The sequence below is a fragment of the Streptomyces sp. 3330 genome (genome assembly GCF_031456635.1).
Lineage (GTDB): Bacteria > Actinomycetota > Actinomycetes > Streptomycetales > Streptomycetaceae > Streptomyces.
Map to the genome: position 1 here is coordinate 72,860 of NZ_JAVDVA010000013.1, position 25,660 is coordinate 98,519.

4 protein-coding genes are annotated in these 25,660 nt (G+C 76.2%); 3 read left to right on the forward strand and 1 reads right to left on the reverse strand.

All coding sequences use genetic code 11. The features are described from left to right. Positions 1–13 precede the first annotated feature (13 nt). Positions 14–22,210: a non-ribosomal peptide synthase/polyketide synthase gene (locus J2X68_RS22230; RefSeq protein WP_310434282.1), complete on the reverse strand. Its 22,197-nt coding sequence runs from the start codon at positions 22,208–22,210 to the stop codon at positions 14–16. A 251-nt stretch (positions 22,211–22,461) separates the two neighbouring features. Here J2X68_RS22230 and J2X68_RS22235 point away from each other — a divergent pair, with 251 nt between their 5' ends. Genes J2X68_RS22235 through J2X68_RS22245 form a run of 3 tightly spaced genes read left to right on the forward strand, consistent with a single transcriptional unit; the run spans position 22,462 to position 25,593 of the window. Next, positions 22,462–23,487 carry an iron ABC transporter permease gene (locus J2X68_RS22235; RefSeq protein ID WP_310434283.1) on the forward strand — a complete coding sequence of 342 codons (1,026 nt, stop codon included), beginning with the start codon at positions 22,462–22,464 and terminating at the stop codon, positions 23,485–23,487. 2 nt (positions 23,488–23,489) lie between these two features. Beyond that, on the forward strand, positions 23,490–24,587 hold the full coding sequence (locus J2X68_RS22240; protein WP_310434284.1) for an iron chelate uptake ABC transporter family permease subunit: 1,098 nt from the start codon (positions 23,490–23,492) through the stop codon (positions 24,585–24,587). A gap of 4 nt (positions 24,588–24,591) precedes the next feature. Then, on the forward strand, positions 24,592–25,593 hold the full coding sequence (locus J2X68_RS22245) for an ABC transporter ATP-binding protein (protein WP_310434285.1): 1,002 nt from the start codon (positions 24,592–24,594) through the stop codon (positions 25,591–25,593). Positions 25,594–25,660: the final 67 nt, after the last annotated feature.

Genomic DNA, 25,660 nt, shown 5'->3' on the forward strand with positions numbered 1-25,660 from the left:
GTGGTCGGCGCGGTCAAGGGGTGATCGTCGGAGGGGTGGTCGTCGGAGGGGTGGTCGTACGCGTGCTCGTGTCGGTCGTGCTGGTCGTGTCGGTCGTGGGCGTGGTCGTGGGCGCGGTGGCCGTGGGCGTCGTCGCCGTCGCCGCGGGGTCGGGCAGCGGCCGGGTGCGGGACGCGGACGCCCGCCGTACCAGCGCCTCCAGCGCCCGGAACCAGGTCCGTGCCAGATCCCGTACGGCGTCCTCGGTGAGGAGCCCGGCCGCGTAGGCCCAGTGGGCGCTCAGTTCCGGCCCCCCGGGGCGGTCCTCGGTCAGCGCGTTGAGGGTGAGGGCGTGGGAGGCGGGCATCCCCGGGTCCGCGTCGAGGTCGGCCGCGTCGTCCTCGGGGGCGTAGGACCAGTCGACGGCCTCCGGGTACGCGAAGCGGCCCATGTAGTTGAACTCGATCTGCGGTGCGCCCAGCCGGGCGAGCGCGGGGCCGGTCCGGGGGTTGAGGTGGCGCAGCAGGCCGTGTCCGATGCCGGAGGCGGGCAGCGCCGCGAGGTGGGCACGGACCCTGGCCAGCGCCTCGTCCAGCGCGGGGCCGCCCGCGAAGGCGTCCGCCACGTCGGCCTCGCCCGGGTCGAGCCGTACGGGCACCACGCTGGTGAACCAGCCGACCGTACGGGACAGGTCGGCGTCGCCCGCGAGTTCCTCCTCGCGTCCGTGGCCCTCCAGGTCGACGAGGACGGGTCCGCCCGGCCGCCGCCCGCCCGGGATCCGGGCCCGCCAGTCGCCGACCGCGAGGGCGAACGCGGTGAGCAGGACGTCGTTGACGGTGGCGCCGAAGGCGGCCGGGACCCGGCTGAGCAGCGGGCCGGTCACGTCGGCGGGCAGGGTGAGGGAGAGGTGGCGGGTGGTGGCCACGGTGTCCCGGGCGGGGTCCAGGGGGCGGGCCAGGGGAAGGTCGGCGCCCTCGGCGAGGACGGAGGTCCACCACGGCAGCTCGTCCTCGGCCGCCGGATCGGCCGCGTGGGTCCCGAGCAGCCGGGACCAGCGGGCGAACGACAGCTCCACGGGCGCCGGTTCGGCGGGGCGGCCGGTGCGTACGGCGGCCCAGGCAGTGGCGAGGTCGGGCAGCAGGACCCGCCAGGAGACGCCGTCGATCACCAGGTGGTGGACGAGGATCAGCAGCCGGCCGGGGTGTCCCGGTCCGGCGTCGAACCAGACCGCCCGCACCATCGCGCCGCCCTCCGGGTCCAGTCCGGCCCGTGCCGTCACGGCGTGGGCGGCGACGGCGGCGCGCAGTCCGGCCTCGTCCGCGCCGCGCACGTCGGCCCGGGTGAGCCAGGAGCTGACGTCGGTGTCCCGCGCCGGCGGCACCCGCAGCGCGCATTCCGGCTCCCGGACGAGCCGGGCGCGGAGCATGTCGTGCCGGGCGGCGAGCGCCGTGAGGACGGCCAGCAGCCCGGGCCCGGTGAGGTCCGCCGGGGTGCGGACCAGGGCCGCCTGGTGGTAGGCGGCGACGGGACCGCCGCGTTCGAGGAGCGCGTGCATGATCGGGGTGAGCGGGACGGTGCCGGTGCCGTCGTCGTGGGCGGCGCGCCGTTCGCCGGCGCGAAGCGGGACGGCGACGGCGGCCAGCGCGGCGACGGTGCGGTGCCGGAAGACCTGGCGGGGGGTGACCCGCAGGCCGTCGGCCCTGGCCCGCGCGACGAGCTGCAGGGCGACGATGCTGTCGCCGCCGAAGGCGAAGAAGTCGTCGTCCGTGCCGACCGCCGCCGGGGGCAGCCCGAGGGCGTCCGCGAACAGATCGCGCAGCGCGCGCTCGGCGTCGCTCGCGGGGGCCCGGCCGCCGCCCGCGGCGGCGAAGTCCGGGGCGGGCAGGGCGGCCCGGTCGAGCTTGCCGTTGGAGAGCAGCGGCAGCCGGTCCAGGACGACCACGGCGGCCGGGACCATGTAGTCGGGCAGCACGGCGGCGGCGTGGGCGCGCAGGGCGGCCGCTTCGACGGCGACCTCCCCGGACGCGATGCGCGCCCCGGCGTCCGCGGCCGCCGCGGCCTGCGTGCCGTGGGGGTTCCCGGCGGTCCCGTGGGCGACGGCGTACGCGATGAGCTGCCGTACGCCCGGGCGGGGTTCGCGGACCACGACGACCGACCGCGCGACGGACGGGTGGGTGTCCAGCGCCGCCTCGATCTCGGCGGGTTCGACCCGGTAGCCGCGGATCTTCACCTGGTCGTCGGTGCGGCCGGCGAACTCCAGCAGGCCGTCCTCGGTCCAGCGGGCCAGGTCGCCGGTGCGGTACATGCGCTCCCCGGGCGCCCCGAACGGGTCGGCCACGAACCGCTCGGCGGTCAGGTCCGGCCGGCCGAGGTAGCCGCGGGCCAGGCCCGGTCCCGACAGATACAGCTCGCCGGTGACGCCGGGCGGGACCGGGCGCAGCGCGGTGTCCAGCACATAGGCGCGGAGGTGATGGACGGGCCGTCCGACGACCGGTCCCGCGCTGTCGCGGACCCGGCCGACGAGGGCGTCGACGGTGGCCTCGGTGGGGCCGTACAGGTTGAACGCCTCGGTGTCCGGCAGCGCGGCCAGCCGTGCCCACAGCGACGGGGGCACGGCCTCGCCGCCGAAGCCGACCACGGAGAGCGGGCAGTCGCCCTCGGGGGTGATCAGCCCGCTGTCCGCCATCCGGGCCAGCAGGGAGGGGGTGACCTCGATGAAGTCGATGCCCCGGTCCCGGACGAAGGCGGTGAGGAGTTCGGGGTCGCGGCGGGTCTCGTCGTCCGCGAGGTGCAGGGCGTGTCCGTCCAGCAGCCACAGCTGCGGCTGCCAGGAGGCGTCGAAGGAGAAGGACCAGGCGTGCCCGACGCGCAGGTGCCGGCGTCCGGTACGGCGCCGCGCCACTTGGTGCAGGTCGTGGCGGTGGCTGCGGAAGAGGTGGGCGAGCGCGCGCTGGGTGACGACGACGCCCTTGGGGCGGCCCGTCGAGCCGGAGGTGTAGATGACGTAGGCGGGGTGGCCGGGCGCCGGAGGGGTGGGATCCGCCTCCGGCAGGCCGTCGGCCGGTGCGTCGAGGAGCAGCACCGGGATCCCGGTGGCGGGCAGCGCGCGGGCCGTCTCCTCGGTGGCCAGGACCAGCACCGGGCGGGCGTCGTCGAGCATGCCGGCGAGCCGGGAGCCGGGCAGGTCGGGGTCGAGGGGCAGGTAGGCGGCGCCCGCCTTCATCACGGCGAGGATCGCGGCGAGGTGGTCGGCGGTGCGGGGCAGGGCGAGGGCCACGATCCGCTCGGGTCCGGCGCCCTGTCCGGCCAGGATGCGGGCCAACCGGTCGGAGCGGGCGTCGAGTTCGGCGAACGTCCAGGTCACCGAGGTGTCGGTGACGGCGACCTCGTCCGGCGCGGCGGCGGCCTGGGCGGCGAACAGGGCGGGCACGGTGCCCGGCCCCTCGTCCGCCGCCGCGGGCGGCGCGGTGGCGTTCCAGGTCTCCAGGACGGTGTCCCGGTCGGCGGGACCGAGCAGGTCGAGCCGCCCGACGGGGCGGTCGGGGTCCGCCGCCATGCCGGTGAGCAGGACGGTCAGGGCCGAGGTGATCCGCCGTACGGTGGCGGGCGGGAACAGCTCGGGGCGGTACTCGGCGGTCAGCCGCAGCCGTTCCGCGGGCTCGACGGCCCACGCGAACGGATAGTGGGTGGAGTCCTCGTGGTCGCGGACCGTGACCCGCGGCCCGGCGCCCCGTCCCTCCCCCTCGGCCACCGGGTACGACTCGAACACCACCAGGGTGTCGAAGAGTTCGCCGAGTCCGGCGGCCCGCTGGATGTCCGCGAGGCCGAGGTGCTGATGGGCGATGAGCCGGGACTGCTCGTCCTGGAGCCGGGTCAGCAGGTCGGCCGTGCTCTCCCGCGGCCGGATCCGCACCCGGACGGGCACGGTGTTGATGAAGAGGCCGATCATCGACTCGGCTCCGGCCAGCTCGGGCGAGCGGCCCGCGACGGTCGCGCCGAACACCACGTCCTCGCGTCCGGTGAGCCGGCCGAGCAGGACGCCCCAGGCGGCCTGCACGAGGGTGTTGAGGGTGACGCCCCGGCGCCGGGCGAACGCCTCCAGCTCCGCCGTGCGGACGGCGTCCAGCTCGACGGTGCGGGTGTGCGGCACGGCGGCGGCGCGGTCGGGGTCGGCGGGCGCCAGCCGGGTGGGTTCGGCGAGTCCGCCGAGGGCCTCCGCCCACGCCGCCGCCGAGGCTGCCGGGTCCCGGGCGGCCAGCAGCCGCAGATGGTCGCGGTACGGGGGCGGCGCGGCCGGGGCGCGGCCCTCGTAGCGCGCCCACAGCTCGGCGGTGAGCAGCGGCAGCGACCAGCCGTCCAGCAGCAGATGCTGGTGCGAGAGCACCAGCCGGTGCCGGTCCGGGCCGAGCCGGGCCAGCAGCAGCCTGAGCAGCGGCGGGCGTTCGGGGTCGAACCGGCGGCGCTCCTGGCCGAGCAGCCGCGTCCACGTCCGCGGGTCGTCCGCCGGGCCGGCGCCCCGGCCGGTGAGGTCGAGCCGCCGCCACGGCAGCACGGCGGTGCGCGGGACGACGGCGACGGGCCGCCCGGAGGACAGGTGCCGGAAGCCGCTGCGCAGGTTCTCGTGCGCGTCGAGCACCGCCTGTGCCGCGGCGCGCAGCCGGTCGGCGTCCACCGGCCCGTCCAGGTCGTAGGAGACCTGGACGGTGTACACGTCGGGGCCCTCCTCGCCGGAGTCGAGGGCGGCGTGGAAGAGCAGGCCGGCCTGGAGCGGGGAGACGGGCAGGACCTCGGTCCCGGCGGGCAGGGCGGCGAGTTCGGCGCGCTCGTCGTCGGTGAGGTCGAGCAGGGGCGTGTCCGCGCGGCGTCCGTCCCCGGCGGGGCCGGTGGCGGCGGCCACGGCGGCCAGTCCGGCGACGGACCTGTGCCGGAACACGTCGCGCGGGCTGAGGGCGAGTCCGGCCGCGCGGGCCCGGGCGACCAGTCGCAGGGCGACGATGCTGTCGCCGCCGAGGGAGAAGAAGTCGTCCTCGACCCCGACCCGTCCGAGGCCGAGGACGTCCGCGACGAGCGCGCCGAGGGTCTCCTCCCGTGCCGTGCGCGGCCGGGTGCCGGTGACCTCGGCGGCGAAGTCGGGGGCGGGCAGCGCCCGGCGGTCCAGCTTGCCGTTGGGGGTGAGCGGGAGGGCGTCGAGGGGGACGACGGCGGCCGGAACCATGTGGTCGGGCAGCGCGGCGGCGGCGTGGGCGCGCAGTGCCGTCGCGTTCACGGGCGGGCCGTCCCCGGCCGGGACGACGTAGGCGATCAGGTGCGCGTCGCGCAGGACGACGGTGGCGTGGCCGACGGACGGGTGCGCCGCGAGGACGGTCTCGATCTCGCCGGGCTCGATCCGGAAGCCGCGCAGCTTGATCTGGTCGTCGGCGCGGCCGAGGTACTCCAGCGCGCCGTCCCGGGTCCAGCGGGCCAGGTCGCCGGTGCGGTACATCCGGGCGCCGGGCGCGTCCGCATGGGGGTCGGCGACGAACCGCTCCGCGGTCAGGCCGGGGCGGCCCAGGTAGCCGCGGGCCAACTGGACGCCCGCCAGGTACAGTTCGCCGGCCACGCCGGGCGGAACCGGGCGCAGTCCGGCGTCCAGGACGTAGGTGCGGGTGTTCCACACCGGGCGGCCGATCGGCACGGCGGCCGGGTCGGCGGGCACCTCGTGGGCGGTGACGTCGACGGACGCCTCCGTGGGGCCGTACAGGTTGTGCAGCCGGCAGTCCGGCAGGGTCCGGTGGAAGCGGGCGGCCAGCGGGACGGGCAGCGCCTCGCCGCTGCACATCACCCGGCGCAGCCCGGCGCATCCCGCCGCGGCCGGTTCGTCGAGGAAGGCGTGCAGCATCGACGGCACGAAGTGGGCCGTGGTGATGTGCTGCCGCCGGATCAGGTCGGCGAGGTAGGCGGGGTCCCGGTGGCCGTCGGGGCGGGCGACGACCAGCGTGGCGCCCGTGATCAGGGGCCAGAAGAACTCCCACACCGACACGTCGAACCCGGCCGGGGTCTTCTGCAGGACCCGGTCGCCGGAGTCGAGCCGGTAGGCGTCCTGCATCCACAGGAGCCGGTTGGCGATGCCCTCGTGGGGCACCGTCACGCCCTTGGGGCGGCCGGTGGAGCCGGAGGTGTAGAGGACGTAGGCGGGGTGGCGGGGGTCGTAGGCGGTGGGCAGGGGCGCGTGGGCCGGGCGGTCGGGGGCGCCGTCGGCGTCCACCGTGAGGGCGGGCGCCCCGCAGTCCGGGAGCGCGACCCCGTCGGTGGTGACCAGGCAGACCGGGCGGGCGTCGGCGAGGGTGAAGGCGAGCCGTTCGGCCGGGTGGCCGGTGTCGAGCGGCAGGTGGGCGGCGCCCGCGCGGTGGACCGCGAGCAGGGCCACCACGAGGGCGAGGGAGCGCGGCAGGGCGACGGCCACGGTGGCCTCGGCCCGCGCCCCGTGCGCGGCGAGGGTGCGGGCGAGGCGTTCCACCCGCAGGTCGAGTTCCGCGTAGGTGAGGGCGGTCTCCTCGAAGACGACGGCGGTGGCCTCGGGCGTGCGGGACGCCTGGGCGCGGAACAGCTCCGGCAGGGTGAGGGAGGGAACGGGCCGGGCGGTGTCGTTCCAGCCGGTGAGGACGAGGGCGCGTTCGTCGTCGCGCAGGACGTCGAGGGCGCCGACGCGGCGGCCGGGGTCGGCGGCCACCTGTTCCAGGAGCGCGTCCAGGCGCCCGGCGAGGAGGTGGGCGGTCGACTCGTCGAAGAGGTCGGCGCTGTACTCGATCCAGCACCGCATCCCCTCGTCGCCCTGTTCGACGAAGTCGAAGCTGAGGTCGAACTTGGCGGCCTGCTGGCCGAGCGGTTCGCGCCGGGCGGTCAGGCCGGGCAGGCCGGGGGTGGCGCCGGCGTTCTCCAGGTGCACGACCATCACCTGGAACAGCGGGTGCCGGGCCAGTGAGCGGGCCGGGTTGACGGCCTCCACCAGGCGTTCGAAGGGCAGGTCCTGGTGTTCGTAGGCGGCGAGGTCGGTCTCCCGGACCCGGGCGAGCAGGTCGGCGAAGGTGGGGTCGCCGGACAGGTCGGTGCGCAGGACGAGGGTGTTCACGAAGAAGCCGACGAGGTCTTCGAGGTGTTCGTCGGAGCGCCCCGAGACCGGTGCGCCCAGCGGGATGTCGTCCCCGGCGCCGAGCCGGTGCAGCAGCGCGGCGACGGCGGCCTGGACGACCATGAACATGCTGACGCCGTGGCGGCGGGCCAGCGTGCGCAGGGCCCGGGTCCGTCCGGCGTCGACGGTCCATCCGACGGCGCCGCCGCGGTGGCTGCCCTCCGGCGGCCGGGGCCGGTCGGCGGGCAGCGCGAGTTCCTCGGGCAGGCCGGCGAGCGCGCCCCGCCAGTAGGCGAGCCGGCGGGCCAGGCGGCTGTCCGGCGCGTCGGCGTCGCCGAGCGCCGCGCGGTGCCAGAGGGCGTAGTCGGCGTACTGCACCGGCAGCGGCGCCCACGCGGGCGGGCGTCCCGCGCGGCGGGCCTCGTAGGCGGTGGCCAGGTCACGCCACAGAGGGCCGTCGGACCACTGGTCGCCGGCGATGTGGTGCAGCACCAGGAGCAGCACGTGTTCGTCCGGACCGAGGCCGAACACATGGGCGCGCAGCGGGATTTCGCGGTCGAGCGCGAAGCCCCGCGCCGCGGCGGCGGCGAGCCGGCCGGGCAGCTCGTCCTCCGTGACCCGGGCGTGCTCGACGGGGACCGTGACGCGGGCCGGGTCGAGCACGTCCTGGCGGGGCCGGCCGTCCTCCTCGGGGAAGACCGTGCGCAGGCTCTCGTGGCGTACCGCGACGTCGTGCAGCGCGGCGGCGAGCGCGTCCGGGGCGAGGGCGCCGGTCAGCCGCCAGGCCGCCGGGATGTGGTACGTGGCGTCCGGCCCCTCGATGCGGTGCAGCAGCCAGAGCCGCTGCTGGGCGTAGGACAGCGGGAGTTCCTCCGGCCGGTCCGCGGGGACGAGGGCGGGCAGCCCCCCGGCCCGGTCGTCGAGCCGCTCGGCGAGCAGCGCGGGGGTGGGCGCCTCGAAGACGGTACGGACGCCGAGATCCGCCCCGAGGACCGTGCGGACGCGGCTCGCCAGTCGCATGGCGAGCAGGGAGTGTCCGCCGAGGGCGAAGAAGTCGTCGTCGGCGCCGACCCGGTCGAGGCCGAGGACGTCGGCGAAGAGTCCGCCGAGGATCTCCGCGCGCGGGCCGCGCGGCGGGGCGCCCGCCGCGCCCGCGGCCGTGAAGTCGGGCGCGGGCAGGGCCCGCCGGTCGAGCTTGCCGTGGGGGGTGAGGGGCAGCGCGCCGAGCGGGACGAAGGCCGCGGGCACCAGGTGCGCGGGGAGCACCGCGGCCGTGTGGGCGCGCAGCGCGACCGGGTCCACCGGCCCGGCGCCGCGGTCCGGGACCACGTAGGCCACCAGCCGCTGGTCGCGGAGCACGACGACGGCCCGGGCGACGGCCGGGTGCCGGGTCAGGGCTCCCTCGACCTCGCCGGGTTCGACGCGGAAGCCCCGCACCTTCACCTGGTCGTCGGTGCGGCCCAGGTACTCGACGGTCCCGTCGGCCGTCCAGCGGGCCAGGTCGCCCGTGCGGTACATGCGGGTTCCCGGCGCCCCGTACGGGTCGGCGACGAACCGCTCGGCGGTCAGCGCGGGCCGGTCGAGGTAGCCGCGGGCGAGCTGGACACCCGCGAGGTACAGCTCGCCGGGGACGCCGGGGGGCACCGGGCGCAGCGCGGCGTCGAGGACGTACACGCGGGTGTTCCACACCGGGCGGCCGATCGGCACGCCCGGCGCGTCCGGTCCGATCCGCGCGGCCGTCACGTCGACCGACGCCTCGGTCGGCCCGTAGAGGTTGTGCAGCTCGGCGTCCAGGACCTCGTGGAAGCGGTGGGCCAGGCCGACGGACAGGACCTCGCCGCTGCACATCACCCGGCGCAGGCCCACGCACCGCGCGGCGGCCGGCTCCTCCAGGAACAGCTGGAGCATGGAGGGCACGAAGTGGACGGTGGTGACGTCCTGTTCACGGATCAGCCGGGCCAGGTAGGCCGGGTCGCGGTGGCCCTCGGGGCGGGCGAGCACCAGGGCGGCGCCGGTGATCAGGGGCCAGAAGAACTCCCACACCGACACGTCGAAGCCGGAGGGGGTCTTCTGCAGGACCCGGTCGGCGGCCGTCAGGCCGTAGGCGTGCTGCATCCACAGCAGCCGGTTGACGATGCCCTCGTGCGGGACGACGACCCCCTTGGGGCGGCCGGTGGAGCCGGAGGTGTAGAGGACGTAGGCGGGGTGCGCCGGATCGTACGACCCGGGCAGGTCCGCCTCGGGTCCGACCGGCAGGCCGTCGCGGATCACGTACACCGGACGGGCGTCATCGAGCATGAGCGCGAGGCGTTCCGGCGGGTAGTCCGGGTCGAGCGGCAGATAGGCGGCCCCGGCCCGGTGGACGGCGAGCAGGGCGACGACCAGTTCGGGCGAGCGCGGGAGCGCGACGGCCACGGTCCGCTCGGGGCCCGCGCCCAGCGCGGCCAGCACCCGCGCGGTCCGCTCCACCCGGGCGTCCAGCTCCGCGTACGTCAGCGTCTCGCCCTCGAAGACGAGTGCCGTGGCGTGCGGGGTGCGCGCCGCCCGGGCGGAGAAGAGGCCGGGCAGCGTGGTGGCCGGGACGGGGTGCGCGGTGGCGTTCCACTCCTCCAGCACCAGCGCCCGTTCGGCCTCCTCCAGCAGCGGCAGGTCCCGTACCGGGCGGTCCGGTCCGGCCGCGGCGTGCTCCAGCAGCCGGGCGGTGCGGTGGGCGAGCCGCTCGGCCGTCCCGTGGTCGAAGAGGTCGGACGCGTACTCCAGGAGCAGCACGATCCGGTCGCGGCGGGCCTCGTCGACGAAGGTGAAGTGGAGGTCGAACTTGGCCGTGCCGGTGTCCATGTCGAACCATTCGGTCCGCAGGCCGAGCACGTCCGGGTCTCCGTCGGGGCGGTGGTGGTAGCCCAGCATGACCTGGAAGAGCGGGTTGCGACCGGGTACCCGGGGCGGATTGAGGGCCTCCACGACCCGGTCGAAGGGCAGGTCCTGGTGTTCGAACGCCGCCAGGGACGACTCCCGCACCCGGCCCAGCAGCTGCCGGAACGTCAGCTCCTCGCCGGACAGGTCGGGGCGCAGGACCAGGGTGTTCACGAAGAAGCCGACCAGATCGCCGAGCGCCTCGTCGGTGCGGCCCGCGACGGGCGCCCCGAGCGGGATGTCGTCCCCGGCGCCGAGCCGGTGCAGCAGCGCCGCGGTGGCCGCCTGGAACACCATGAACATGCTGGTCCCGGTGGCTGCGGAGAGGTCGCGCAGCGCGTGGCCCGTGGCGGCGGGCAGCTCCAGTCGGACCTTCCCGCCGCGCCCGGTCGGCTCGGCCGGACGCGGCCGGTCGGCGGGCAGGGCGAGTTCGTCGGGGAGGCCGCGCAGGGCCTCCGTCCAGTGGGCGAGCCGGGTCTCCCCGGTCCGGGCGAGCAGGTCGTCCTGCCAGAGGGTGTAGTCGGCGTACTGCACCGGCAGCGGCGCCCACGCGGGCGGGCGTCCCGCGCGGCGGGCCGCGTAGGCGGTGCCGAGGTCGGCGAGGAAGGGGCGGTCGGACCACTCGTCGGTGGTGATGTGGTGCAGCACGACGGCCACCACGTGGTCGTCCGGGCCCCGCCGGAACACCTCGCAGCGCAAGGGGAGTTCGGCGGTCAGGTCGAAGGGGCGGCGCTGGGCCGCCTCGATCAGCGCGGGCAGCTCCTCCTCGGCGCAGTCGCGCACCGCGCAGCCGGGCGCCGCCTCGGCGGCGGGGAGGATCCGCTGGTACGGCTCGCCCTCGTGCACCGGGAACACGGTCCGCAGCGCCTCGTGGCGCCCGGCGACGTCCCGCAGGGCATGGGCCAGGGCCTCCGTGTCGAGGCCGCCGCGCAGCCGGAAGACCAGCGGGAAGTGGTAGGCGACGCCGCTCCCGGTGATCTGCTCGACGAGCAGGAGCCGTCGCTGAGCGGCCGACAGCGGAATGCGGGCGGGCCGGTCCGTGACGGGGGCGACGGCCGGCCGGGCCGGTTCCGCCCGGTCCGCGCGGCCCGCGAGCAGCGCCGGGGTGGGCGCCTCGAAGAGGTCCCGGATGGCGAGTTCGGCGCCCAGTTCGGTGCGGGCGCGGCTGACCAGCCGGGTGGCGAGCAGCGAGTGCCCGCCCAGGTCGAAGAAGTCGTCCTCGGCGCCGACCGCGGGCAGCCCCAGCACCTCCGCGAACAGCCGGCACAGCACCTCCTCCCGCGGGGTGCGCGGGCCGCGTCCGCCACCGAGGGCGACGGCGGGCTCCGCGTCGGGCAGGGCGCGCACGTCGAGCTTGCCGTTGGCGTTCATGGGCAGGCCGTCGACGGTGACGAAGGCGGCCGGGACCATGTAGTCGGGCAGTTCGCGGCCCAGGTCCACGCGCAGCCTGCGCACCAGGGCGCTCGCCTCGCGGGCGGCGGTGGGGTCGTTGGCGTAGGGGTGGGTGCCGCCGCCGGCGCGGAACAGGCCGCCGGTGAGGCGCGGTGCGGCGGTGTCGGCCGCCAGGAACACCGCGTCGAACGTCCCGGTCCGCGCCGACCAGGTGGTCAGCACCCGGTATCCGGCGGCCGCGCCGAGTTCGTGCAGTTGCTCCTGGTCGACGCCCGCCTCGGCGACCCGGCCGTCGGGCACGCCGGTCAGCCGCAGGCTCGCGGGCCGTTCCCCGCGCGGGCGCCGGCCGGCGCCGCCGGTCGCGGACCAGGTGCCGCCGAGCAGTGCGCCGATGCCCTCGGCGCCGGACCGGTCGCCGCGCACGAGTGCGCCGACGGTGTCGGCCGTGGCCCAGTCGACCACCGGCACACCGTCCAGCCGTACGTCCGGCTCGCCGGCGTACAGGACGACGTCGTAGCGGTGCCGGGTCAGTTCGTTGTGGTGGAGGCCGCGCTTGGTGCGCAGGTCGACGCCGTAGCCGAGGGTGGTGAAGTAGTCGGGATCGACGAGGAGTTCCTTCTCCAGGCGCAGGCCGCGGTCGACCGCCGCCGCCAGGTCGGCCTCGGCGGTGCCGCGGGCGCGCTGGATCTCGGTGTGGAAGGCGCGGGCCAGCCGCAGGTTGCGGACGTCCCCGACGAACAGGGCGCCGCCGGGCGCGAGCAGGTCCATCGCGCCGCGCAGCACGGCGGTGAGGTGGTCGACGCTCGGGAAGTACTGGACGACGGAGTTGATGACGATCGTGTCGAAGTAGCCGGTGGGCAGACCGCCGAGGTCCTCGGCCGGCCGGCAGCGCAGTTCGACCTTGGCGGCGAGGGCCGGGTCGCGGCGCACCTCCGCGCCGATCTTGCGGATGACGGGGGCGGCGAAGTCGGTCGCCCAGTAGGCCTCCGCGTCCGGGGCGAGCCGGGACAGCAGCAGGCCCGAGCCGACGCCGATCTCGAGGATCCGGCGGGGCCGCAGGGAGGTGATGCGGGCGAGGGTGGCCTCGCGCCAGGCGTGCATCTCCTCGAAGGGGATGGGCCGGCCGTCGTAGGAGCTGTCCCAGCCGTCGTAGCGTTCGGTGAAGACGGCGGTGCCGATCTCCTCGTACTCCTCGGAGTAGATCTCCTGCCACTCGCCGACCTGCGCGGCCTCGGCGGCGGAGCGCTGCTCGGAGCCGGCGGCCGAGGGCACGACATAGCCGACGAGGCGCTCGTCACGGACCACCACGGCGGCCTGGGCGACCAGCGGGTGACGGCTCAGGGCGGTCTCGATCTCGCCGGGTTCGACGCGATGGCCGCGGATCTTGACCTGGTCGTCGGTGCGGCCGAGGAAGTCGAGGTTGCCGTCGGGGCGCCGGCGCACCAGGTCGCCGGTACGGTACATGCGCTCGCCGGGCTCCCCGAACGGGTCGGCGACGAAGCGTTCGGCGGTCAGGGCGGGCCGGCCGAGGTAGCCGCGGGCCAGGCCGACGCCGGCGATGTACAGCTCACCGGGCACGCCGTCGGGCACCGGGCGCAGCCAGGCGTCGAGGAGGTGGGCGCGGGTGCCCCGGACGGGGCGGCCGACGGTGGGCGTGTCGCTGTCGAGGGTGCCGCCGCCGAGGGTGTTGATGGTGTACTCGGTCGGCCCGTACAGGTTGTAGCCGTACGTCCCCTCGGTGTCGCGCAGGGCCGTCCACACCGTCTCCGGGACGGCCTCGCCGCCCAGCAGCACCAGCGGCGGCACATGGCCGGTCAGCAGGCCCTGCTCGATCAGCAGCCGGGCGTAGGTCGGGGTGACGTTGACGACGTCGACGCGGTGCCGCTCGCAGTAGGCGACCAGCGCCTCGGCGTCACGGCGCAACTCCTCGTCGCACACGTGCACTTCGTGTCCCTCGACCAGCCAGAGCAGTTCTTCCCAGGACATGTCGAAGGCGAAGGACACGGTGTGCGCGATGCGCAGCCGCCGTCCGCCGGCCGAGGCGATGGCCGGGGCGAAGATCTCCTTCTGGTGGTTGAGCTGCATGTTCGTCAGGCCCCGGTAGGGGGTGACCACGCCCTTGGGGCGCCCGGTGGAGCCGGAGGTGTAGATGACGTAGGCGGGGTGTCCGAGGCTGAAGCGCAGCCGGACCGGGGCGTCGGACAGCCCGGCCAGCTCGTCCCTGGTGGCCGGGTCGTCGAGCAGGACGCGGGCCGTGTCGCCGTCCAGCGTGGCGGACACGGCCCCGGTGGTGAGCAGCAGGAGCGGGCGGGCGTCGGCCAGCATCAGGGACAGCCGGTCGGCCGGATGGTCCAGCTCCAGCGGCAGGTAGGCGGCGCCCGTGCGCAGCACCGCGAAGAGCGCGACGACCATGTCCAGGGAGCGCGGCAGGCCGAGGGCGACGACCCGCTCGGGGCCCGCGCCCCGGGCGATCAGCAGCCGGGCCGTGCGGTTCACGGCCGCGTCGAGTCCGGCGTACGTCAGGGTGTGCTCGCCGCAGACGAGGGCCCGCTCGTCCGGGGTGCGCGCGGCCTGCGCGGCCAGCAGGTCGGCGACGGTGCCCTCGGGGCCGGGCACCCGGCTCGCCGCCCACCGCGCGCGCAGCGCCTCGTGTTCGGCGGGCAGCAGCGGGTCGAGGGAGCCGACCGGCGCCGTCAGGTCGGCGGCGAGACGGTCCAGGAGCAGGGCGAACCGGTCGAGGAGGGAGCGCGCCCGGTCGGCCGGGACGAGGTCGGGGCGGTGGGTGAGGGTGACGGCGATCCGGCGGCCCGGGGTGACGACGAGGTTGACCGGGTAGTGGGTGGCGTCGACGTTGGCGACGGCCGTGGCGCCGTGCCGGGTGCGCAGGTCCGCCAGCCGTTCCTCGGTGTCGTTGTTGCGCAGCACGAACAGGGTGTCGAAGAGCTTGCGGTGTCCGGTCTCGGCCTGGAGCACGCCGAGGCCGAGGTGCTCGTACGGCATGAGGTCGAGGCGTTCGCCCTGGATGCGGCGGAGCAGGTCGAGGACCGGTTCGGCGGGGTCGAGGACGATCCGGGCGGGGACGGTGTTGAGGAAGAGCCCGATGATGTCGCCGACGTCCGGGACCTCGCTGGGCCGGCCGGCCACGGTGGTGCCGAACACCACGTCGGACCGTCCGGTGGCGGAGGCGAGGGTGAGCGCCCAGGCCGCGTTGAGGAGCGTGTTAAGGGTCAGGCCGTGGGCGCGGCCCGTCTCGCGCAGCCGGTCGCCGAGGGAGGCGGAGAGGCGGGTGCCGAGCTGTGCGGGGACGACCGGCCGGAGGCCGTCGGCGGCGGCCGGGGCCAGCAGCGTGGGCTCGTCGAGGCCGGCCAGCGCGGCGCGCCAGGCGGCGATGGCGACCGCGTCGTCCTGCTGGTCGAGCCAGCTCAGGTAGTCGCGGTAACTGCCGCGCCCGGGCAGGGCGTTCGGGTCGCCGCCGGTCTCGTAGAGCGCGAACAGCTCGTCGAGGAACAGCCAGGCCGACCAGCCGTCCCAGAGGATCAGGTGACGGCCGATGATCAGGCGGTCGCCGCGTCGCGCGCCGAGGCGCAGCAGGAGCAGCCGGAACAGCGGGGGCGCCGAGAGGTCGAACCGCCGGTGCCGCTCGGCGTCCGTCAACTCCGCCAGCCGGACGTCCTGTTCGGCTTCCGTGAGGTGGGAGAGGTCCACCTCCTGGAGCGGGATCCGCGGGTCCTCGACGATGAACTGGACCGGCCGGTCGAGTCCCTCGCTGGTGAAGCCGGCGCGCAGGCCCGGGTTGCGGGCGAGCAGGGCGCGGACGGCGGCGCGCAGCCGTCCGGTGTCGAGCCGGGCCGCGAAGTCGAAGGTCTCGTGGACGGTGTAGACGTCCGGGGAGCCCTCGTCGTACGCCGAGTGGAAGAACAGGCCCTCCTGGAGGGGGGCCAGCGGCCACACGTCGGCGACGGCCGCCGGGGCGGCCAGGGCGCGGAGCCGGGCGTGTTCGGCGTCCGTGAGGGAAAGGGGCGCGGCGGGGGTCCGGCCGGCGACCGGGGCCGCCGTCGCTTCCGCGGCCGCCGCCAGGGCCGCGGGGGTGCGGTGGGTGAACACGTCGCGGGGGCTCAGGTCCAGGCCGGCCGCGCGGGCCCGTCCGGCGACGCCGATCGAGCTGATGCTGTCGCCGCCGAGCCGGAAGAAGTCGTCGTCGGGTCCGGCGTCCTCGATGCCGAGGACCGCCGCGAAGATCTCGGTGATCCGGCGTTCCAGCGGGCCGGACGGCTCCCGGCGGTCGGCGCGCTCGGCCTCGGGGGCGGGCAGGGCGGCCTGGTCGAGCTTGCCGCTGGGCGTGAGCGGGAGGTCGGCGAGGACGACGTACGCCTCCGGGACCAGGGGCGCGGGCAGCGCGTCCGTGAGAGCGGCGCGCAGCTCGGCGGGGTCGACGGCGGCGCCCGCCGCCGGGACCGCGTAGGCGACGAGGCGCTGCCCGCGGACGACGACCGCGCCCCGGGCGACGGCCGGGTGGCGGGTCAGCGCGGCCTCGATCTCGCCGGGCTCGACGCGGTTGCCGCGCAGTTTCACCTGACGGTCGGTGCGCCCGAGGTAGTCGAGCACACCGTCGGGCCGGCGGCGCACCAGATCGCCGGTGCGGTACATCCGGGCGCCGGGCCGGTCGGCGTACGGGTCGGCGACGAACCGCTCGGCGGTGAGCGCGGGCCGCCGGTGGTAGCCGCGGGCCAGCTGGACGCCGGTCAGGTACAGCTCGCCGGGCACCCCGTCGGGGACCGGGCGCAGGCAGGGGTCGAGGACGCGCAGGCCGGTGTTCCACACGGGCCGGCCGAGGGGCACGGTGGCGCCGGACGCGCCGTCGCAGGCGTGGTACGTCACGTCGACGGCGGCCTCGGTGGGGCCGTACAGGTTGTGCAGCGGCACCCCGGTCAGCTCGTGCCAGCGGCGGGCGGCGGCCCCGGGCAGGGCCTCGCCGCTGCTGAACACCCGGCGCAGGCCGCCCGCCCACGCGGGGTCGGCGGTGACCTCCTCGGACGCGAGGAACGCCGCCAGCATGGACGGCACGAAGTGCGCCGTCGTCACGCCCCGGGCCCGGATCAGGCGGGCCAGGTAGCCGGGGTCGCGGTGCCCGTCGGGCGCGGCGAGGACGACGGCGGCGCCCTCGCACAGCGCCCAGAAGAACTCCCAGACGCTCACGTCGAAGCCGGACGGCGTCTTCTGGAGCACCCGGTCGTCGGCGGTGAGGCCGTACGCGCCCTGCATCCAGGCCAGCCGGTTGACGATGGCGCGGTGGGTGACGACGACGCCCTTGGGGCGGCCGGTGGAACCGGAGGTGTAGATGAGGTAGGCGGGGTCGTCGGGGCGGGCCGGGTCCACGGGCCCGGCCGTCGCCGCGTCGGCGCCGGGACCGGCCGGCCCGTCGATCACGTCGAGGTCCTCGGCCGTCGGCAGCCGTCCCGCGTCCCGGGCCGTCGTGACGACCGTGGTCGCCCCCGAGTCGGCCAGCATGTACGCGAGCCGCTCGGCCGGGTAGTCCAGGTCCAGGGGCAGATAGGCGGCCCCCGCCTTCAGGACGCCCAGCAGCGCCACCATCAGCTCGGCCGAGCGCGGCACGGCGACCGCGACGCACCGCTCGCGGCCGACGCCGCGGGCCCGCAGCCGGGCGGCCAGCGCCTCCGCCCGGGCGTCCAGTTCGGCGTAGGTGAGGGTGGTCGCGTCGTCGAGGACGACGGCGGCGGCGTCCGGGGTGCGCGCGGCCTGCGCGGTGAACGCGGCGGCCAGCGTGGTGTCCGGGACCCGCCGGGACTCCCCCGCCGGGTGGGCGCCGGCCCGCTCGCGCGGGGTGAGCAGGTCGAGATCGGCGACGCGGGCGCCGGGGTCGTCGGCCAGGGCGTCCAGGACCAGGGTGAGCCGGTCGGCGAGGGACCGGGCGGCGCGGGCGTCCAGGCGCCGCGCGTGGTGCTTGAGCCGAAGGTCGAGCCGGCGGCCGGGCTTCACGACGAGGGCCAGGGGGTAGTGCACGGCGTCGTGGAAGGCGTGCCCCGCGACGGCGATCTCGCCCGTGGGGCTGGTGACGCCCGGGGCGCCCTCGCCGCCGGGGTAGTTCTCGAACACCACGAGCGTGTCGAAGAGTTCGCCGCTCCCGGCGTGCCCGGCGGCCCGCTGGATGTCGGCGAGGCCGAGGTGCTGGTGGTCGAGCAGGGCGCTCTGCTCTTGCTGGAGCCGTTCCAGGAGCCCGCCGAGGGTGTCGCCCTGCGTCCAGCGCAGCCGGGTGGGCAGCGTGTTGATGAACAGGCCGATCATCGACTCGACGCCGTCGACGGCGGCGTCGCGTCCGGCCACGGTGGTGCCGAACAGCACGTCCTGACGCCCCGTCATGCGGCTGACCAGCAGGCCCCACGCGCCCTGCACGAGGGTGCCGAGGGTCACCCCCCGCTCCCGGGCACGGGCGGTGAGCCGGGCGGTGAGCCGCTCGGACAGCTGCACGCGGATCTGCGCGGGCTCGACGGGTCCTGCGGGCGCCGGGGCCTCGACCAGCCGGGTGGGCTCCTCGACGCCGGCGAGCGCGGCCCGCCAGGCCGCGCGCGCCGCCTCGCGGTCGGCGCCGGCGATCCGGCGGAGATAGCCGCGGTAGGGGGCGACCGCGGGCAGCGGCGCGGGGTCGTCGCCGTACAGCGCGAGCAGTTCGCGGTGCAGGACCGGCAGGGACCAGCCGTCCGCGACGATGTGATGGAACGTCAGGACCAGTCGGCTGTGCTCGTCCCCGAAGCGGATCAGGGCGCAGCGGACCAGGGGCGGCCGGGCGAGGTCGAAGCGGTGGGCGCGTTCGTCGGCGGCCACGGCCTCGGCGAGGGCGCCGCGGACCGCGAGGTCGTCCTGCGCGGCCAGGTCGACCTCGCGCCAGGGCAGTTCGAGGCCGGTGGCGACGATCTGGACGGGTCGGCCTTCGGACGTCTGCCGGAAGCAGGCGCGCAGCGGCGCGTGCCGGTCGAGGAGCCGCTGCGCGGCCCGGCGCAGCAGGGTGCCGTCGACCGGCCCGGACAGCTCGACGAGCTGCTGCACGACATAGGTGTCGTGTTCGGCGCCGTCCGTCAGGGCGTGGAAGAAGAAGCCCTCCTGGAGCGGGCCGAGGGGCAGGGTCTCCTCGACGGCCACGGGGGAATCCCCCTGGAGGGCGGCGAGTTCGTCGTCGCCGAGCCGCCACGCGGTGTCGTCCACGAGGGCGGCCCGCGCGGTGCGGGCGGCCCCGGCCAGCTCCGCCGCCGTGCGGTGGCGGAAGACGTCGCGCGGGGTCAGCTCGAGTCCGGCCCGGCGGGCCAGGACGAGGAGCTGGACGGCGACGATGCTGTCGCCGCCGAGCGCGAAGAAGTCGTCGTCGACGCCCACCGAGGGCACCCTCAGCGCCCGTGCGTACAGATCGCACAGCAGCCGCTCGCGATCCGTGCCGGGGGCCCGTCCGGCGCCGGCCCGGGCGGGCCCGGGCACCGGCAGGGCGGCGGCGTCGAGCTTGCCGCTGGGCGTGACGGGCAGCCGGTCCAGCGGCACGAAGGCGGCCGGGACCATGTAGTCGGGCAGATGGTCGGCGGCGTGCCGGCGCAGGGCCGTCATCAGCGCGGTGACGTTGCGGAAGGGCGCCGGGCGGTTGGTGAGCGGGCGGCCGCCGCCGGGGCGGTACGGGGCGGCGAGGCCGTCCCCGGCGGGCGCGAACACGGCGTCCAGGCTGCCGTCGTCGGCGTCGCCGTTCCAGGTGAGCGTCGCCTCGTAGCCGTGCCGTGCGGCGCTCTCGTGGAGGGACTCGGGGTCCACTCCGGGCGGGGCGTCGGCTGTTCTGCTGCTGTCGCGCAGGGCGTCGAGCGCGGCCAGGTCGCCGGTGAGCCGGGCGTTGGGGATGCCGGTGACCCGCAGCCGGTCCGGGCGCCCGGCGAGCAGGGCGTCGAGGGCGTGCACCGAACCGAGCGCGGTCCAGGGCGACCCGGGGGTCCGCGCGCGGCTGTCGGCGCGCGGCCGCAGGATGACGTCGTAGCGGTACCGGGTGAGTTCGTTGTGGTGTGTGCCGCGCTTGATCCGGATGTCCGCGGCGAGGCCGTCGAGGGTGGTGAAGTAGTCCGGGTCGACGAGGAGTTCGCCCTCCCAGGCGATCGCCCGGTCCACGGCGGCGCGCAGCGCCTCCTTGTCCCCTTCCGCCTCGTCCCGCACCCGCCCGGTCTCGACGGCCGCGGTCAGGGTGCGCAGCAGCCGCAGGTTGCGCACGTCGCCGACGAACAGGGCGCCGCCGGGCGCGAGCAGCGCGGCGGCGGCGCGCAGCACGCCGGTGAGGTAGTCGCGGCCCGGGAAGTACTGGACGACGGAGTTGACGACGATCGTGTCGAAGTGGCCCTCGGGCAGTCCGGTGAGGTCGTGCGCGGGCCGGGCCAGCAGCGTGACCCGGTCGGCGAGGCCGGGGACGGCGGACACCTGGGCGTCCAGGGCCCGTACGGCCTCCTCGGACAGGTCGGTGCCCCAGTAGGTCTCGCAGTGCGAGGCGAGCCGGGACAGCAGCAGGCCGGAGCCGACGCCGATCTCCAGGACGCGCCGGGGCCGCAGGGCGCGGATCCGGTCGAGGGTCGCCTCCCGCCACTCGCGCATGTCGGCGAGGGGGAGGGGCAGCCCGTCGTACATGCTGTTCCAGCCCGCGAAGTTCTCCTCGAAGCCCTCCGGAGCGGCCGCGGAGTACAGCAGTTCGTGCAGGTCCTTCCAGTCGGCGACGCCCGCCTCGGCGTCCGCCTCCGGGCCGTCCAGGGAGGGCACCACATAGGCGGCGAGGCGGCGTTCGCCGGGACGGTCCTCGCGCACCACGACCGCGGCCTGGTCGACGGCCGGGTGGGAGCGCAGGACGGACTCGATCTCGCCGGGCTCGACGCGGAAGCCGCGGATCTTGACCTGGCTGTCCGCGCGGCCGTGGAACTCCAGCCGTCCGTCCGCCTTCCAGCGCACCAGGTCGCCGGTGCGGTAGAGCCGGTCGCCGGGTGCGTCGGCGAGCCCGGCGGGGGCGGCGACGAAGCGTTCTGCGGTCAGGCCGGGGCGGCCCAGGTAGCCGCGGGCGAGTCCGGCGCCGCCGAGGTAGAGCTCTCCCGTGACACCGGCGGGCACCGGCCGCAGCCGGTCGTCGAGGACGTAGGCGCGGGTTCCGGGGTCGGGCACGCCGATCGGCACGAGGGTGCCGGGCGGGGTGTCCGGATCGCACAGGCCCAGCGTGGAGTTGGTGGTGGCCTCGGTCGGACCGTAGGCGTTGAACATCATCCGGCCGCGCGCGTACCGGCCGACCAGTTCGGGCGAGACCCGCTCCGTACCGGCCAGCAGGGTGGCCCCGGGCGGGAGGCGCACGTCGTCCGGCAGGGCGGCGAGCAGGGCGGGCGGCAGGATCATGAAGGTGATGCCGTGCTCGTTCGCGTAGTCGGCGAGCGGCGCGCCCGGCACCCGGCGGTCGGCGGGCACGACGACCAGCCGGCCGCCGGACAGCAGTCCGAGGCACAGGTCCCAGAAGGCCACGTCGAAGCTGGGCGAGGCGAACTGGAGGACCCGGCTGTGCGGGCCGATCCCGAAGCGCTCCCGCTGCGTGGCGACCAGCCCGGCCACACCGGCGTGCGAGAGCACGGTGCCCTTGGGGCGGCCGGTGGAGCCGGAGGTGTAGATCACGTAGGCCGCGTGGGCGGCCGTCAACCGGTCGGCGGTCGACGGTCCTCGCGCGGGCCGGGCGGCCAGCTCGGCGATCGTGTCCGGGGCGTCGAGGACCAGCGGATCGCTGTCCGGGGGCAGGTCGGGCACGGTGTCGGCGGTGGTGACCAGGCAGACCGGCCGGGCGTCGGCCAGCATGTAGGCGATGCGGTCGGCCGGGTAGTCGGTGTCGACCGGCAGATAGGCCGCGCCCGCCTTCAGCACGGCGACCTGCGCGACGATCATGTCGGCCGAGCGCGGTACGGCGAGGGCGACCACGGTCTCCGGACCCGCGCCCCGGGCCACCAGGGCGTGCGCCAACCGGGCCGCCTGCGCGTCGAGTTCGGCGTAGGTGAGGCGGACGTCCTCGTGGACGAGGGCCACCTCGTGCGGGCGGGCGGCGACCTGGTCGGCGAACATCCGCGGCCAGGTGAGGGCGGGCACGTCGTGCGCGGTGTCGTTCCAGTCGCACAGCATCCGGCGCCGTTCCGCGGCGTCGAGGAGTTCGAGGTCCGCGACCGGGGTGGCCGGGCGGGCGAGGGCGTCGGCGAGCAGCGTGCGGTAGTGGCCGAGGATCCGGTCGACGGTGGCCGCCTCGAACAGGTCGCTCCGGTAGTCCGCCGTCACCTCCCCGCCGGCCACGGTCAGGGCCAGGTCCAGCGGGCCGCCCGCGTCCCAGGGCGCGCCGCCGAAGCCCGTGGCGCACAACAGCCCGCCGCCGCGGAAGGGTTCGGGGGCGAGCAGGGCCAGCAGCTCGGCGGTCGGCAGGCGGTGCGCGGCGGCCTGCGCGCACGCTTGCGCGACCCGTTCGCGCAGTTCGGCGAACGGTGTACCGGCGTCGACCGCGACGCGCAGCGGCAGCCCGTCGTACGCCACCACCGCCGCCTCGGTCGCCGCGGCGCCGCCGTAGCGGTACAACAGGGCGACGAGGGCGGTGAGTTGTGCCCCCTCGTCGGCGGTGGCCTCCAGTGCGGCGGCGCGCCGTGCGCGCGGCGCCGTCCCCTCCCGGCGGGACGGGTGCGGAAAGTCCAGCGGCAGCGCGGGCCGGGGAACCGGTGCGGCGAATCGCCGCCGCCAGTAGTCCGTGGCCGTCGCCTGCGCGGAAGAACGCGTGTTGCCCGACACAGCTGCCCGTGCCTCCCCATGCGGTGCGGAACGGCTCAGCGGAGCCGCGACCGCTCGCATAGTAAGGTAAGCATTGCCTAACTTGATAGACCCCTTTCGGCAACCGCGGCCCATGTCACGGTCGCTGAGGTTATGCTCACCTAACCTGCTGACGGGATGGTCCGGTGGTCCGCCGACAGGGGTCCGCGCGAGGGGAGTCGACCCGGCGGCGCCCCTGGCGAGACCCCGGACCGCGACAGGGAGACCGGCAAGTGGCTTCAGGCAGAAGGCTTCGCACCGCGGCGCTGGTGACACTCGTCGTCGCCCTCCTCGTCGCCCTGTCCCTGCTGTCCGTGGCGCTGGGCGCGCTGAACGTCCCGCTCGACCAGGTGGTCCGCGCGGTCCTGGGCCGTCCGCCCAGCCGCCTCGTCGACAACGTCGTCTGGTCGGTGCGGGTCCCCCGCACCCTGCTGGGCCTGACGACGGGCGCCGCCCTCGGCCTGTCCGGCGCGCTGATGCAGGCCCTCACCCGCAACCCGCTCGCGGACCCGGGCATCCTCGGCGTCAGCGCGGGCGCGTCCTTCGCGATCGTGCTGGCGGTCGCGGTGTTCGGCGTCGGATCGCTCTACGGCTCCGTGTGGTTCGCGTTCGGCGGAGCGCTCGCGGCGAGCGTCCTGGTCTTCTTCCTCGGACGGCTGGGCCGTTCCGGCGCCACGCCCGTCAAGCTGGCGCTCGCCGGGGTCGCCGTCACCTCGCTGCTGTCCTCGCTCACCAGCGCCGTGGTGCTGACCGACCAGGACGCCCTGGACCGCTACCGCTTCTGGTCGGCCGGCTCACTGGCCGGCCAGGGCTCCGGTGAACTGGTGCGCATCCTGCCCTTCCTCGCCGTCGGCGCCGCCCTCGCCCTGTCCTGCGCGCCCGCGCTCAACAGCATGGCCCTCGGCGACGACGTGGCCGCCTCGCTGGGCCGGCGGCTCGGCCTGGTCCGCCTCCAGGGAGTCACCGCCGTGATGCTGCTGACCGGCGCGTCGGTCGCCGTCATCGGACCCGTGGTCTTCCTCGGCCTGGTCGTCCCGCACATCGCGCGGGTCCTCGCCCAGTACGCCGGGATCGGCCCCGACCACCGCTGGCTGCTCCCGCTGTCCGCCGCCCTCGCGCCCGTCCTGCTGCTGTCCGCCGACATCCTGGGCCGGACGGTGGCCCGGCCCACCGAGATCCAGGCGGGCGTCCTCGTCGCCTTCCTCGGCGGCCCGTTCTTCATCGCCCTGGTCCGCCGCCGCAAGCTCGCGGAGGTGTGAGCGTGTCCGCACAGCCCACCGGCGCCCCGGCCGCCGAGGCGCCCGCCGCTCGCCCCGCGCTGCGCGGCCGGCCGTTCCGGCTCGCCTTTCCGCCCGTCTCCGGCCTGCTGCGCCCGCGCCTGGCGCTGACCGGCGTGCTCGTCGCGGCGGGCGCGTTCCTGCTGTTCTGCCGGGGCCTCGCCCTCGGCGACTACCCGGTGCCGTTCACCGACGTCGTCAGGGCGCTCGGCGGCGCGGGCGACCCCGGCACGGTCGTCGTCGTCCAGGACCTGCGGCTGCCGCGCGCGCTGACCGGGCTGCTGGTCGGCGTCGCGTTCGGCGTCTCGGGGGCCGTGTTCCAGACGATGACCCGCAACCCGCTGGCCAGCCCCGACATGATCGGGCTGACCGAGGGCGCCGGAACGGCCGTGGTGGCGGCCGTGGTCCTCGGCCGGACCGGCGGCCTCGGACTGTCCACGCTGGGACTCCTGGGCGCCCTCGCCACCGCGCTGCTCGTCTACGCGCTGGCGTGGAAGGGCGGGACCACCGGGTACCGGATCATCCTCGTCGGCATCGGTGTCTCCTGGATCTGCACCAGCGCCACCGACTTCCTGGTGGCGCGCGGCAGCCGCTTCCAGGCCGAGGAGGCCGTCGGCTGGCTGGTCGGCAACCTCAACGGCCGGACCTGGGACCAGGTCGACACGCTGGCTGTCGCCCTGGCCGTGCTGCTGCCGGTCACCCTCGCCATGGGCCGCTGGATGCGCACCCTCCAGCTCGGCGACGACGTGGCCGCGGGGCTCGGCACACCCGTCCAGTCCGTCCGGCTGGCCCTGCTGCTGGCCGGGGTGGGGCTGGTCGCCTTCGGCACCGCCGCGGCCGGTCCGGTGGCCTTCGTGGCCCTGGCCTGTCCGCAGATCGCCCAGCGGCTGGCAGGCACCGCGTCGCCGCCGCCGATCGTCTCCGGTCTCACCGGCGCGCTGGTCGTCCTCGGCTCGGATCTCCTCGCCCGCGAGGCGGTCCCCGGGACGGAACTGCCGGTCGGGATCGTCACCGGGGCGCTCGGCGCGCCGGTCCTGCTGTGGCTGCTCATCCGCGCCAACCGCGCGGGCTCTGGAGGCTGATCCCATGTCGACCACCGACCCGCGCGCCCCGCGGCCGTCCGGGCGCGATGCCCGCCCCGGCCTGCCCCGGCCGTCCGATCCGGGGAACGGCGCCGGCCTCCCGCACGCGTCCGGCCCGGGGACCGGCGCCGACGCGACGGTCCCGGCCGTCGGCCGGCCGGGCGCTGCCGGACCGCAGTTGCGGGCCAGGAACCTGCACCTCGCCTACGACGGACGGTCGGTGGTCGAGGATCTGGACCTCGGCGTCCCGACCGGCCGGATCACCGCGATCGTCGGAGCCAACGCCTGCGGCAAGTCGACCCTGTTGCGCGCGCTGGCCCGGCTGCTGACGCCGCGACAGGGCGTCGTCGAGCTGGACGGCGTCGCCCTGCGGTCCGTGCCGACCCGTGAACTGGCGCGCACCCTCGGCATCCTGCCGCAGACGCCGGTGGCGCCGGAGGGGCTGACCGTCTTCGACCTGGTGGGCAGGGGCCGTTCACCGCACCAGACCTGGTGGCGGCAGTGGTCCGCGGCGGACGAGGAGGCCGTGCTCGGGGCACTGGCGGCGACCGGCCTCACCGGCCTGGCCGACCGCCCGGTCGACGAGCTCTCCGGCGGTCAGCGGCAGCGCGCGTGGATCGCGATGGCCGTCGCCCAGGGCACCCCCGTCCTGCTCCTGGACGAGCCGACGACCTATCTCGACCTCGCCCACCAGATCGACGTCCTCGACCTGATCACGGACCTCAACCGGCGCGAGGGGCGCACCGTGGTGATGGTGCTGCACGACCTCAACCAGGCCTGCCGGTACGCCGATCACGTCATCGCCATGAAGGCGGGCCGGATCGTCGCCGAGGGCCCGCCCGCGGAGGTGGTCACCGAGGCCACCGTCGAGGACGTCTTCGACCTGCGCTGCCGGATCACCCCCGACCCGGTCAGCGGGACGCCACTGGTCATCCCGCTGGGCCGGCATCATCACGACGGCGGGAACCGGCCCGAGGACACGAGGCCGGCCGCGATCGCCGACTGACCGGCGACGGGCCTGCGGACCCGGCGACGGGCCCCGCCACGGCGTGGCCGGGCCCCGCCCGGTGCAG